This window comes from Olsenella uli (assembly GCF_016899935.1).
Classification (GTDB): domain Bacteria; phylum Actinomycetota; class Coriobacteriia; order Coriobacteriales; family Atopobiaceae; genus Thermophilibacter; species Thermophilibacter uli_B.
Window position 1 is genome coordinate 51,683 of sequence record NZ_JACJJK010000005.1, and the last position, 12,730, is coordinate 64,412.

Below are 12,730 nucleotides of genomic sequence, written 5' to 3' on the forward strand. Positions count from 1 at the left end.
CTCTAGTCCACGCTCTTGAGGGCCTCGAGCATGTCGACATGGCGCAGCCTGTGGAGCACCACGAAGTACAGGACCAGCGTGATCGCGCAGATCACGGCAGTGGGCACGATGAACTCGATCGCCGAGAGACCGGGGTTGAACATCACGTTGTCCGGCGGCACTACCCACAGGATGTACTCGTGGAGCCCCACGCCCAGGCAGAAGCCCGCCAGCAGGCCCAGCGCCGTGAGGATGACGGTTTCGCGATAGATGTACATCGTGGTCTCGTTGGTGTGGAAGCCCAGGACCTTGATGGTGGAGAGCTCGCGCATGCGCTCCGACACGTTGAGGTTGGTGAGGTTGTACATGATGACCAGCGCCAGCATCGACGACACCAGGATGAGCACCTCCATGATCATGTCGAGCGAGTCCACGATGGTGTTGACCTGGTCCTCGAGCGCCGTGTTCTGTACCACGCCCGCCACCCCGGGAAGCTCCATAAAGCGCGTCGCCGCGCGCTCCACTCCCTCCGTGGAGCCGTCGTCCAGGATGACCAGGCTCGCGTTGGGCGAGAAGGACTTCCCGAACGCGTCCTCGTAGGCGTCCGCCGAGAGGAACACGAAGTGTCCCATGTACATCTCCGTGACGCCGGTCACGGTGACGCTCCGCTCGACGCCCTCGGCGTCCTCGAAGGTCAGCTCGTCGCCGACGCCCGCGCCGGTCAGGCTCGACAGCCGCTCTGAGATCACGGCCCCCGACTCGCCCAGCTCGATTCTCTCGCCGCTCGCGCGCTCGGCGAGCCCCACGTAGCGGTCGAGCCCCTCCGCGTCCTCGCAGGCGATGAGCGTGATGTCCTGACGGTCCCCTGCCTCCCCGGCGACCTTGGACGCGCTCTCGTAGTGCACCGGCAGGCTGCTCTCCACCACCGCCTCGTCGGCGAGAAGCGCCTCGACCTCGTCGACCTCGGCGTCCGTGGCGGAGCTCGCGTCCGCGACGATCATGTCGTAGCGGATGATCTCTCCGAACTGGCGCCCGCCCATCTCCTGGATCGAGGCGCGCACGCCGAAGCCCGTGACGAGCATGCAGACGGCTCCCGCCACGCCCACCACGGTCATGAGCATGCGCTGCTTGTAGCGGAAGAGGTTGCGCGCCGTGACCTTGTGCGTGAAGGAGAGCCGGTTCCACAGCGGCCGCACGCGCTCGAGGAAGATCTTGGAGCCGGAGCGCGGCGGCTTGGGCAGCAGCAGCTGGGCCGGTCGCTCGGAGAGCTCGCGCTTGACCGCCAGCCACGCGGGAAGCACCGAGCAGAGCCCGGCCAGAACGAGCGCCACCACGGTGATGCCCGGGTAGAAGGAGAGCTGGATCGGCGGGAGCGTGAAGGACCCGCCGTATGCGAGGTAGACGATCCACGGCAGCAGCGTGTGGCCGAGCGCGATGCCGACGAGCGCGCCGGCGCCGCCCGAGATGGCGCCGTATGCCACGAACTTGCGCGCGATGGCGGCGTCGGAGTAGCCGAGCGCCTTGAGCGTGCCGGAGTTGACGCGCTCCTCGTCCACCATGCGCGTCATGGTGGTGAGCGTCACGAGGGCGGCCACGAGGTAGAGGAAGACCGGGAACACCAGGGCGAGCGAGTCCACGATCTCCGAGATGGTGTCGTAGGTCACGTAGGCGTCCGAGCCGGGGGTCTCGCGCCGGGAGTCCACGTCATAGGAGGGCGTGGCAAGGCCCTCCATGCGCTCGCGCGCCTCGGCAAGCTCCGTCTCGGCGTCGGCGATCTCCTCCTCGGCGTCCGGGAGGGCGGACTCGTACTCGTCGAGGGCGTCGAGGTACTCTCCGCGCCTCTCGGCGAGCTCGTCCTCGGCGTCCGCTATCTGGGCCTCGCCGTCGGCACGGGAGCTCTCCAGCTCGGCCGCGCCCGCCCAGTAGGCGTCGAGACCTTCGTTGTAGGCGTCGACCCCCTCGTTGTACGATTCCCGTCCCGCGTCGTAGCTCGCCCGCGCAGAGTCGAGCTGCGCGGACCTCTCGCTGAGGGCCGCGCCGGAGGCCTCGAGCACATCGCCCTTCTCGGCGAGCTCGCCCATGCCGGCGTCGTACTCCGCCCAGCCCGCGTCGAGCTGCGCCCGGGACGCGTCGAGCTGCGCCTGGAGCTCGTCTCGGCCCTCAGCGAAGGACGCGAGCTGATCGTAGCCCGCCTTGAGCTCGTCGAGCTGGGCGAGGCTCTGCGAGAGGCCCTGGTAGTGGGCGAGCATCGCAGCTGCGTCCTCGTCGGTTGGGTCGGCGTCGACCATTGCCTGATAGGTCTCGATGGCCTGGGCGATGGCGTCTCGCTGGGCGTCGAGCTCGGCCCAGGTCGCCGAGGACGCCTCCCACTGGGCGCTCACGGCGGGCCACTGCTGCTCGTAGGCCGCCTCCGCGGAGGCGAACTCCGCCGCCGCGTCGTCGTATTCCGTCTGCATCCGATCGAGGGTCGCGCGCGCCTCGGCGAGCTGAGCCTCCGCGGCGTCAAACTCCGCCTGCCCTGACGCGAGCTGCTCGCGCGCGGCGGCAAGCTGCGCCTCCCCGTCCGCGATCTGCGCCGCAGCCGCCTCCAGCCGCGCGCGGGCGTCAGTGAGCTGGGAGGCCGAGACCTCGAGCAGCGCCCAGCTGGCGTCGAGCTCCGCCTGCCCGTCGGCCACGCCGCTGTCGAGCGCGGACCGGGCGTCGGCAATCTGTCTCTCGGCGTCGGCGATCTGCGCCGCCGCGTCGTCGAGCTGGGCGGCCGCGTCGTCGAGCGCGGAGCGCGCGTCGTCGACCTCGGCCTGGCCGGAGTCTATCTGCTCCTGGTACTGCGAGCGCACCGTGGCGAGCCGTGCGGCGGGCCTATCGGCGAGAAGCTCCTCGAGCTCGTCCTTGTGCGCCTGGACGGCGTCGCGATAGGCGTCCGAGTACGGGTCCATGCCCTCGGTGTCGTCGAAGGCCAGGCGGGCGAGCATGTAGACGTCCGAGTCGAAGGCACTCTGCGTGACCACGGCATAGCCGGCGAGCGAGCCCGTGCCCGCCGTCGACTGCCCCATGTTGACGGTCGAGACGATCTCGCTCGAGTTGACGTGGCCCACGACGGTGAACTCAGCCTCGGAGAGCACGGTGGAGCCGGAGACGGAGTCCGCCTTCTCGTCCACGCGAATCGTCTCGCCGAGCGGGTAGTCCTCGGCGAGGTCGGAGTCCAGGGCTATCTCCCCTGCGGCCTCGGGCATGCGCCCGTCCACGAGCTCGAACTGCGACAGCTCGTCCGTGGCCGACATCACGCGCACGCCCGTGGTGGTCCCGTCGATGGTCACGTCCTTGAAGTAGCCGTACTCGACCTCGCGCACCCCGCTCGCCTGCCCGATGGCCGTCACGTCGTCGGCATCGAGGCCAAAGTCGGAGATCACGGTCACGTCCGCGAGGTCGTGCCCGTCAAAGTAGGCCCGGGCAGTCGACCGCATGTCGGGACCGGCCACGAACAGGCCCACGAGCGCAAACGAACCGAGCGCCATGAGCAGCACGATCGAGACGAAGCGCCCCTTCGAGCGTCCCACGGAGCGCAGGAAGTCCCTGCGGAGCGCAGATCCGCCGGCCCTTCTCGCCGAGCCGCGCGTCGCCTGTGTCGTCACATCAGCCTCCCTACCACTCGATGTCGGAGATGGGCGTGGGCGCCGCGTTGGTCTCGACCGAGGCGACGCGGGCGTCGTGCATGCGTATCACGCGGTCGGCGATGGGCGCGATGGCCGCGTTGTGCGTCACGATGACGACCGTGGCCCCGCGCTCGCGGCTCATGGACTCGAGAATCCCGAGCACCTGCTTGCCCGTGCGATAGTCCAGCGCTCCGGTGGGCTCGTCGCACAGCAGCAGCTTGGGGTTCTTCGCCACGGCGCGCGCTATGGCCACCCGCTGCTGCTCGCCGCCGGAGAGCTGCGCGGGGAAGTTGTTCTCGCGGTGGGCCAGGCCGACGTCGGAGAGCGCCCGCGAGGGGTCCTCGGCATGCTCCACGATCTGCGAGGCGAGCTCCACGTTCTCCCGTGCCGTGAGGTTGGGCACGAGGTTGTAGAACTGGAAGACGAAGCCCACGTCGGTGCGCCGGTAGTTGGTGAGCTGGTGGGAGGTGTAGGTGGCGATGTCGCTGCCGTCCACGAGCACCTGCCCCTCGCTCGGCGAGTCCATGCCGCCCAGGATGTTGAGCAGCGTGGACTTGCCCGCTCCCGAGGCACCGAGGATCACGGCGAGCTCGCCGCGCTCGACGGAGAAGCTCACGTCGTTGTTTGCAACCACCGGCGTGGCACCGCCCTCGTAGCGCTTGGTCTCGTGCCGGACGTCTATGTAGGGCATCGGTTCTCTCCTTAAATGAACAACGTGTTGATTGGATGCGGAATGGACTATACCCATTGCTCCATACTTATTCATGAACAATAATCAACGTGTTGTTCATTTAAGGAGAACGGACAGAGGATGCACATGCGCAGGGGCAACACGACAAGGAGCACGGGGACACGGGCGCGCATCAAGGCCGCCCTTGCCGGGCTCATCGGCGATAAGGGCTTCGAGGAGCTCACCGTGAGCGACCTCACGCGAAGGGCCGGAATCAACCGTGGCACCTTCTACCTGCATTTCGTCGACAAGTACGACCTGCTCGACCAGCTCGAGGGCGAGGTCATCGCCCAGCTCGAGAAAAACCTGCTCTCCGGCGACGGGCGCGGTGCGGAGGGGGGCGACCTCTTCCCCTACGAGCGCGTCCGCGCGGCCCTCGCCTACGTGTACGGGGACTTCTCCTTCGTCGCGGCGATCTCCGGACCGGGGGGCGACCCTCAGTTCCGCTCAAAGCTCACGCGCGTCATAGGGACGCTGCTCGACGAGGGGCTCGAGGCCGCGGGGGAGCGGGTCCGAGGCGACGGGACCTACCCCGCCGTGTATGCGCGGGAGGTCGTGCTCGGCAGCGTCATGGCCGTCATCAACCTCTGGCTCACGCGAGGGGGCCGCGAGTCTCCCGAGCAGGTGGCCGCCATGATCTGCTCGCTGAAGGACCGCACGCCGGCGAGCTTCGTCGCGTGACGGCGGCGCCCGCCTTGCCGCCGGAGCGCCCCTCCAATGGCTCGGCAAAGGGGCCGCGCATGCGCTACACTCTGTGTGGCTGAGGAGGTTAACGTTAACATGGACATCAACCAGATCGCGCAGATGGCCGGGGTCTCCCGTGCCACGGTGTCGCGCTACCTGAACGACGGCTACGTCTCCCAGGAGAAGCGCGCCGCCATCCGCCGCGTCATCGAGCGCACCGGCTACGTCCCCTCCCGCCAGGCCAAGACCCTGCGAACCGGCAAGACCAACGTCGTCGGCGTCATCATCCCCAAGATCAACTCCGCCTCGGTCAGCCGGATGGTCGCCGGAATCACGCTCGTCCTGAACGACGCCGGCTACCAGGTCCTGCTCGCCAACACCGACAACGACGCCGCACGCGAGGTGGACTACCTGCACCTGTTTGCCGAGAAGAGCCAGGTGGACGGCGTCATCCTCATCGCCACCGTCGTCACCCCCGAGCACCGCGAGGCCATCGCCGCCCTGCCGGTGCCGATCGTGGTGCTCGACCAGGAGGTGGACCTCTGCTCCTGCGTCTACCAGAACGACCGCGAGGGCATGCGCGACGTGGCGGCGGTCGCCCTGCGCGACGCGCGCCACCCCGCCTACATCGGCGTCTTCGAGGAGGACGTCGCCGTGGGCCAGATGCGCCGCGCGGGCTTTCTGGACGCGTGCGCCGCGGCGGGCGTCGAGGTGCCCGAGCGGGCCCTGCGCATCGCCGACTTCACCCTGGACTCCGGCTACGAGCAGGCCGAGGCGCTGCTCGAGGACTACCCCGAGCTCGACGCCATCGTGTGCGCGACCGACTCGATCGCCTACGGCGCGCTCACCTGCCTGCGCGAGTACGGCCACCGCGTGCCCGAGGAGGTCAGCGTCACCGGCATGGACGACTCGGAGATATCGCAGATCGTCACCCCCACGCTGACCACGGTCCACCTCCACTACAAGACGTCCGGTGCCGAGACGGCCAAGATGCTCGTGGACCTCATGTCCGGCGAAGAGCGCGTCACGCGCCGCATCAAGATGAGCTACGAAGTCGTGACGAGAAACTCCACCCGCTGACGCCTCCTCGAGCAAACCACCGTTCACCGACAAGAACATGCCGCTCGCGGATCAGCTCCGCCCGTTTGTTCTTCTCGTCGTATTGTGGGAACGATTTCATATGGGAACGTTCTCATATGAGGAACGTCGAGGGAAAGGTGGACCGAATGGCACTCGACTACAGGCAGGCGGCACAGGAGATCCTGGACGCGATCGGCGGGCCCGGCAACGTGGTCTCGGCCGCGCACTGCGCCACTCGCCTGCGCCTCGTGCTCGCCGACGACGCGAAGGTCGACCAGGCGAAGGTCGACAACGCGACCGGCGCCAAGGGCAACTTCAAGGCGTCCGGGCAACTCCAGGTCATATACGGCACCGGCACGGTGAACAAGGTCTACGACGAGTTCATCGACCTCGGCCACATCACCGCCGCCACCAAGGCTGAGGTCAAGGAGGCCGCCGCGCAGCAGCAGACCAACCCGTTCATGCGCGCGATCAAGCTCCTCGGAGACGTCTTCGTGCCCATCATCCCGGCCATCGTGGCCTCGGGCCTGCTGCTCGGCATCATGAGCGCCCTCTCCTTCATGGACACCAACGGCTTCATCACGCTCGACACCAACAACGCGTGGTATCAGATCCTGAACCTCGTCTCCAACACGGCGTTCACGTTCCTGCAGATCCTGATCGGCTTCTCCGCGGCCAAGGCCTTCGGCGCCAACCCCTACCTCGGCGCCGTCGTGGGCATGCTGCTCATCAACCCGGGCCTGCAGAACGCCAACACCGTGGCCACCGAGGGCGTGCAGCAGACCTACGCCGTCATCCCCGGCCTCTACTCCATCGAGTGGACCGGCTACCAGGGCCACGTCATCCCCATCGTCATCGCCTGCGGCATCCTTGCCTTCATCGAGAAGCGCCTGCACAAGGTGGTGCCGGAGGCCTTTGACCTCTTCGTGACGCCGCTCGTCTCGGTGGCGGCCACGGCCTACGTCACCATGCTCGCCGTCGGCCCGATCTTCGTCTGGGCCGAGAACGCCATCCTCGGCGGCATCCAGTTCCTGCTCACGCTGCCGCTCGGCCTGGGCTCGCTCATCATGGGCGCCCTCTACGCCCCCACAGTCGTCACCGGCATCCACCAGATGTACACCACGATCGACCTCGGCCAGATCGCCACGTACGGCGTGACCTACTGGCTGCCGCTCGCCAGCGCCGCCAACATCGGCCAGGCCGGCGCCGCCCTCGCCGTGGCCCTCAAGACCAAGGACGTCAAGATCCGCTCGCTCGCCCTCCCCTCCTCGCTCTCCGCGTTCATGGGCATCACCGAGCCCGCCATCTTTGGCGTGAACCTCCGCTTCTTCAAGCCCTTCGTGGCCGGCTGCATCGGCGGCGGCCTGGGCGCCATGTTCGCCTCGATTGTGGGGCTCGCCGCTGCGGGCACCGGCGTCACCGGCATCTTTGGCATCCTGCTCTGCCTGAACCAGCCCGTCCAGTACGTGATCATGTTCGCCATCGCGGGCGTCGTGGCCTTCGCGATCTCCTACGCGCTCTACAGGGACCCCGAGGCGGCCGCCGAGCAGCCCGTCGTCCAGGCGTCCGTCAGCGCGCCGGCCGCAGACGAGGCCAACGCCGCCGCCCTCTCCGCCGCCGCGGCCGACGCCGCCGTCGCTGCGGTGACCGACGTCGCGCCCGCCGTGCGCGCCGAGGTCCTTCTCGCCCCGATGAGCGGCACCGCGATCAAGATGACCGAGGTCCCCGACCCCGTCTTCGCGAGCGAGGCCATGGGCACCGGCGCCGCCGTGCGCCCCACCGAGGGCAGGCTCTGCGCCCCCGCCGCGGGCACCGTCACCGTGCTCGCCGAGACCGGCCACGCGCTCGGCATGACCACCGACGCCGGCTGCGAGGTCCTCATGCACATCGGCATCGACACCGTGACGCTCGAGGGCAAGCCGTTCACCGCGCACGTCAAGGTGGGCGACCACGTGGAGGCCGGCCAGCTCCTCATGGACGTCGACCTCGACGCCATCCGCGCGGCCGGGCTCGACCCCGTGACCCCGGTCATCGTCACCAACACCGACGCCTACGCTGAGGTCACGCCGCACGCGGGCGCCGAGGTGCACGCCGGCGACGCCCTCGTGGACCTGGCGTAACGCCGGAAGTCATCTGTCCCTGTCCCTCCTTCCGGGGCGGCCCGTGCCGGACGGGCCGCCTCCTCACACAAAGGAGCCTCATGTCACACGACACCTGGCGCATGGGCTTTCACCTCATGCCCCCGACCGGCTGGCTCAACGACCCCAACGGCCTCTGCCAGCTGAACGGCACCTATCACGTGTTCTTCCAGTACAGCCCCGACTGGCCCGCCCCGCACGCCCCGCGCGGCTGGGGCCACTTTGCGAGCGACGACCTCGTGAGCTGGCGCGCCGTGAGCCGCGGCTTTGTCATCGCGCCGGACACGCCGGACGAGGCCTCGGGCGCCTACTCGGGCTGCGCCGTGCCCGTGAACGGCGGCGCGCGCTTCTACTACACCGGCAACGTCAAGGAGGTCGGCGACTTCGACTACGTGCACGACGGCCGCCGCTCCGTGCAGATCCTCATCGAGAGCCCGGACGGCTACCAGATGGGCGAGAAGAACGTCCTGCTGAGAAACGCCGACTACCCGGCGTTCTGCACCCGCCACGTGCGCGACCCCAAGGTCTGGCGCGCGGGCGGCACCTGGTGGATGACCCTGGGCGCGCGCGACGAGAACGACTGCGGGCTCGTGCTCAAGCTGCACTCGGACGATGGCCTCGCCTGGGAGAACGCGGGCACCGTGCGGACCGGCGAGCCCTTCGGCTTCATGTGGGAGTGCCCGGACCGCGTGGCGCTCGACGGGCGCGAGTGGCTCTCGCTCTGCCCGCAGGGCATGCAGGGGCTGCCCTGGGCGAACGGCGTGCGCGACCAGTCCGGCTACCTGCCGCTGCCCGAGGGCGAGACGCTCGGGCGGGCAGGCGAGACCATGCTCGACACCGCCCGCTTCCGCCGCTGGGACCGCGGCTTCGACTTCTACGCGCCGCAGACCTTCGTGGACGAGTCCGGCCGCACGCTGCTGGTTGGCTGGATGGGCGTGCCGGAGGTGAGCTGGGAGAGCGCACCCGAGGGACTCTCGTGGTGCCACTGCCTCACGGTCCCGCGCGAGGTCACGGCCGGCGCGGACGGCGTGCTGCTCCAGCGGCCGGCGCGCGAGCTGGAGGCGCTGCGCGGCGCGCGGCACGAGCTCGCGGCGGGCGGGACGCTCGAGCTCGCGGAGCACCGCGCGGACGTGGTGGCCGAGCGGGTCGCGGGGCCGCTCGAGCTCACGCTGGACGACGCGCTCACCGTCTCCTGGGACGGCGCGCGCCTTGCGCTGCGCTTCTCGGACGACGCCGTGGGCTGCGGCCGCACGGAGCGGAGCGCCCCCTGCGACGACCTGCGCGACCTGCGCGTCCTTATCGACAGCTCCGCCGTCGAGGTCTTTGCGAACGACGGCGAGCTCGCCTTTGCCACCCGCTGGTTCCCCCGCGCGGACACCCTCGCGATCGTGGAAAAGGGACCGTCCCTTTTCCACGTCTGGGAGATGGGCGACGGCATGGCGGGGACGTACTAGAAATCCCGGGCAGCGCCGGCCTCTCGCCGCGTGACGTGGAAAAGGGGCGGTCCCTTTTCCACGTCCGGAAGGACCTTTTGCCGAGAAGAGCGGCGCGGCCGCGCATGACGGGCGATAATGGGTGTGGAATCGATTCCGCCAACGAAAGGACCCCTCATGTTCTCCGTCTCCGCACTGGGCGAGCTCCTCATCGACTTCACCGACGCCGGCACCTCCGCAGGCGGCCAGCGCCTCTTCGAGCGCAACGCCGGCGGCGCGCCCGCCAACGTCCTCGTGGCGCTGGAGAAGCTCGGCCACAAGACGGCCTTCCTGGGCAAGGTGGGCTGCGACATGCACGGCGAGTTCCTGCGCGCCACCCTGGAGGAGCAGGGCATCGACACCACGGGTCTGATCTCCGACCCGGACGCCTTCACGACGCTCGCCTTCGTGGCCCTCTCGCCGGACGGCGAGCGCGAGTTCTCCTTCGCGCGCAAGCCCGGCGCGGACACCCGCATCACGGCCGACGAGCTGGCGCGCGACGTGATCGCCGACTCGCACGTCTTCCACGTGGGCTCGCTCTCCCTCACCGACGAGCCCGCCCGCTCGGCCACGCTCGCGGCGCTCGCCTGCGCGCGCGAGGCCGGCTGCACCCTCTCCTACGACCCCAACTACCGCGCGAACCTCTGGCCCTCGCGCGAGGCGGCCGTGGAGCAGATGCGCGCCGTGGTGCCGCAGATGGACCTCATGAAGCTCTCCGACGAGGAGTGCGAGCTGCTCACGGGCGAGGCCGACCCCGAGGCCGCAGCGACAGCGCTCCTGGCGGCCGGCCCCAAGGTCGTTGCCGTGACGCTCGGCGCGGGCGGCGCCTACGTGCGATGCGCCGACGGCGGCGCCGAGGTGACGGGCTTCCCGGCGGACGCCGTGGACGCCACCGGCGCCGGCGACTCCTTCTGGGGCGGCTTCCTCGCGGGCTTCTGCGAGAGCGGCAAGGCGGCGGGCGACGTCACGGTCGAGGACGCCGCGAGCTTCGCGCGGCTGGGCAACGCCGTGGCGTCCCTCTGCGTCCGCAAGCGCGGCGCCATCCCCGCGATGCCCGAGCGCTCCGAGGTGGAGGCCCTTCTCGGCGCGTAACGGTGACCCAGGGAAATAACGCACATAATTCGACATGTACGTTATTTTCAACTGGGGATATACATATCTGAAGCAAATTCTGTACGTTATTCGGGGGCAAGCGCGGCGAGAAGGGCCTCGCGCCAGCGTGCCTCAAGCCGCTCCGCGGACCAGGCGGCGTTCGCCGGGCTCGTGGACGGCAGCGTCCCGGCCGCGATGCCCGTCACGGGCTCCAGCCAGCGGTGATAGAGGCGTGCCGCCGTCCCGCCGTTGCAGAGCACGGAGCGAATCGGCGCCACGGACGTGACGCGTGCCACGTCCGCCGGGACCACGTTCCGGATGGAGGCGTCCGCCGACCCGCGCACGTCGCAGCTCTCGATCACGTCCCACAGTGCGACGCTGTGGCGCAGCAGCAGCGCGCGCTTGCCGGCGATGTCGTCCGTCGCGGGCTCCGGCTCGCCCAGCACGTCGGCCACCACGTGCCAGAAGCGGTTGCGCGGGTTGCCGTAGTAGAAGCGGTTCTCGCGCGAGAGCACCGACGGGAACGACCCCAGCACGAGCACCCGACTGCGCTCGTCGAAGACCGGCTCAAATCCGTGGGCTATGTGCTGGTAGGCGTTCATGCGGTCATGGTAGCGCGCTCGCCGCGCCCGCGCTACCGTCCGCCGGCGGCCGCCCACGCGCTCGGCGACTTTCCCGTACCGGATGGCGCGCGCGAACGTAAGGTTTATGGAGATGGGCCGCCACCTCGACCCCCGGAGAGGAAGCCATGCTCGAGATTCCCTGCACCATCACCGACCCGCTGGGGCTGCACGTGCAGCTCGCGGTCCTTCTCGCCAGCGAGGCGCAGCGCTGGCGCAGCCGCGTGACCCTCGAGCACGCCGGGCGCTCCGTCGGGGTCTCGCAGCCCATGGACCTCATGATGCTCGGGGTCCGCTCCGGCGAGCAGATCATCGTGCGCGTGGACGGCCCCGACGAGGCCACCGCCGCCGAGGCCCTTCGCAAGATCATGGCGACGTTCTAGCAGGCATGTCGCATCCGGCGGGAAGGGACCTATGCCCGCCGCGAGTTCTGCAGCCGCGTCCTTTGCGGCGAAGCTGTCTGAGCGCCGGGCATGGGTCCCGTCCCGCCCGACACCGCGCGCTACCGCCTGATCTCGCTCAGCGCCACGCGTACGGCCTCGTCCTCGTCGTCGGTCATCACGACGAGCTCCGGGTCGAGCGGCGAGATGTTGCCCGCGTCCAGCACGGTCCCCTCGAGCCAGTCCATGAGCCCGCCCCAGTACTCGGTCCCGAAGAGCACCACCGGCATGCGCGCCACCTTGTGCGTCTGCACGAGGGTGAGCAGCTCAAACGCCTCGTCGAGCGTGCCGAAGCCGCCGGGGAACACGATGGTCCCGCTCGCGTACTTCACGAACATCGTCTTGCGCACGAAGAAGTACCGGAAGGACATCCCCAGGTTGACCCACTTGTTGATGCCCTGCTCGTGCGGCAGCTCGATCCCCAGGCCCACGGACTTGCCGCCCGCCCGGGCAGCGCCGCAGTTGGCCGCCTCCATGATGCCGGGCCCGCCGCCCGTGATCACGGCGACGCCGGCCTGCGCGAGCTTGCGCCCCACGTGCCGCGCGGCGCGATACAGCGGGTCCGTGCGCGGCGTGCGCGCCGAGCCAAAGACGGTCACGGCCGGCCCCAGCTCCGCGAGCGCGCCGAAGCCGTCCACGAACTCCGCCTGGATGCGCAGCACGCGCCACGGGTCCATGTGCAGCCAGTCGGTGGAGTCCTCCGGCGCGAGCAGGTTGCCGGTCGTCGTGTCCGAGGGGATCATCGGCCCGCGCAGGATCACCGGGCCGCGATGGTAGGTGGTGCCGAGCTCCTCGTACTTCTCGTCCCTCTCGCCCTTCTCGTCCGCCATGCTCTTCTCCTT

General features: G+C 69.4%; 10 protein-coding genes. 6 read left to right on the forward strand and 4 right to left on the reverse strand.

Translation table 11 applies throughout. From position 1 onward, the window contains the following. Positions 1–2: 2 nt before the first annotated feature. Together H6A07_RS05695 and H6A07_RS05700 are read right to left on the reverse strand one after the other, a co-directional pair. Positions 3–3,611 carry an FtsX-like permease family protein gene (locus H6A07_RS05695; protein ID WP_342636566.1) on the reverse strand — a complete coding sequence of 1,203 codons (3,609 nt, stop codon included), beginning with the start codon at positions 3,609–3,611 and terminating at the stop codon, positions 3–5. A 10-nt stretch (positions 3,612–3,621) separates the two neighbouring features. Continuing rightward, entirely contained in the window at positions 3,622–4,323 is a 702-nt protein-coding gene (locus tag H6A07_RS05700) for an ABC transporter ATP-binding protein (RefSeq protein WP_204813971.1), read from the reverse strand. Between the two features lie 120 nt (positions 4,324–4,443). Here H6A07_RS05700 and H6A07_RS05705 point away from each other — a divergent pair, with 120 nt between their 5' ends. The 5 genes from H6A07_RS05705 to H6A07_RS05725 all read left to right on the forward strand — a co-directional run bounded on the left by H6A07_RS05705 (position 4,444) and on the right by H6A07_RS05725 (position 10,828). Beyond that, positions 4,444–5,043: a TetR/AcrR family transcriptional regulator gene (locus H6A07_RS05705; RefSeq protein ID WP_204813972.1), complete on the forward strand. Its 600-nt coding sequence runs from the start codon at positions 4,444–4,446 to the stop codon at positions 5,041–5,043. A gap of 99 nt (positions 5,044–5,142) precedes the next feature. Beyond that, a complete protein-coding gene (locus tag H6A07_RS05710; protein WP_204813973.1) occupies positions 5,143–6,126 on the forward strand; it encodes a LacI family DNA-binding transcriptional regulator in 984 nt (327 codons plus the stop codon). Positions 6,127–6,272: 146 nt separating this feature from the next. Continuing rightward, positions 6,273–8,246, forward strand: a complete 1,974-nt coding sequence (locus tag H6A07_RS05715; RefSeq protein ID WP_204813974.1) for a PTS beta-glucoside transporter subunit IIBCA — start codon at positions 6,273–6,275, stop codon at positions 8,244–8,246. Between the two features lie 80 nt (positions 8,247–8,326). Continuing rightward, a complete protein-coding gene (locus H6A07_RS05720) occupies positions 8,327–9,718 on the forward strand; it encodes a glycoside hydrolase family 32 protein (protein ID WP_204813975.1) in 1,392 nt (463 codons plus the stop codon). A gap of 156 nt (positions 9,719–9,874) precedes the next feature. Next, positions 9,875–10,828 carry a carbohydrate kinase family protein gene (locus tag H6A07_RS05725; RefSeq protein WP_204813976.1) on the forward strand — a complete coding sequence of 318 codons (954 nt, stop codon included), beginning with the start codon at positions 9,875–9,877 and terminating at the stop codon, positions 10,826–10,828. A gap of 86 nt (positions 10,829–10,914) precedes the next feature. Here the strand turns inward: H6A07_RS05725 and H6A07_RS05730 are convergent, their stop codons facing one another. Further along, positions 10,915–11,430: a DNA-deoxyinosine glycosylase gene (locus H6A07_RS05730; RefSeq protein WP_204813977.1), complete on the reverse strand. Its 516-nt coding sequence runs from the start codon at positions 11,428–11,430 to the stop codon at positions 10,915–10,917. Positions 11,431–11,576: 146 nt separating this feature from the next. Between H6A07_RS05730 and H6A07_RS05735 the strand changes: the two genes are divergently transcribed. After that, positions 11,577–11,831: an HPr family phosphocarrier protein gene (locus H6A07_RS05735; RefSeq protein WP_204813978.1), complete on the forward strand. Its 255-nt coding sequence runs from the start codon at positions 11,577–11,579 to the stop codon at positions 11,829–11,831. Between the two features lie 119 nt (positions 11,832–11,950). On the opposite strand, the gene H6A07_RS05740 is transcribed toward H6A07_RS05735, so the two are convergent. Beyond that, a complete protein-coding gene (locus tag H6A07_RS05740; RefSeq protein WP_204813979.1) occupies positions 11,951–12,718 on the reverse strand; it encodes a TIGR00730 family Rossman fold protein in 768 nt (255 codons plus the stop codon). Positions 12,719–12,730 lie beyond the last annotated feature (12 nt).

What these genes read in the sequence shown, in the direction of transcription:
- H6A07_RS05700 (WP_204813971.1), bottom strand. Translation starts at nt 4,323, where the DNA reads ATGCCCTACATAGACGTCCGGCACGAGACCAAGCGCTACGAGGGCGGT.
- H6A07_RS05705 (WP_204813972.1), top strand. Translation starts at nt 4,444, where the DNA reads ATGCACATGCGCAGGGGCAACACGACAAGGAGCACGGGGACACGGGCG.
- H6A07_RS05710 (WP_204813973.1), top strand. Translation starts at nt 5,143, where the DNA reads ATGGACATCAACCAGATCGCGCAGATGGCCGGGGTCTCCCGTGCCACG.
- H6A07_RS05715 (WP_204813974.1), top strand. Translation starts at nt 6,273, where the DNA reads ATGGCACTCGACTACAGGCAGGCGGCACAGGAGATCCTGGACGCGATC.
- H6A07_RS05720 (WP_204813975.1), top strand. Translation starts at nt 8,327, where the DNA reads ATGTCACACGACACCTGGCGCATGGGCTTTCACCTCATGCCCCCGACC.
- H6A07_RS05725 (WP_204813976.1), top strand. Translation starts at nt 9,875, where the DNA reads ATGTTCTCCGTCTCCGCACTGGGCGAGCTCCTCATCGACTTCACCGAC.
- H6A07_RS05730 (WP_204813977.1), bottom strand. Translation starts at nt 11,430, where the DNA reads ATGAACGCCTACCAGCACATAGCCCACGGATTTGAGCCGGTCTTCGAC.
- H6A07_RS05735 (WP_204813978.1), top strand. Translation starts at nt 11,577, where the DNA reads ATGCTCGAGATTCCCTGCACCATCACCGACCCGCTGGGGCTGCACGTG.
- H6A07_RS05740 (WP_204813979.1), bottom strand. Translation starts at nt 12,718, where the DNA reads ATGGCGGACGAGAAGGGCGAGAGGGACGAGAAGTACGAGGAGCTCGGC.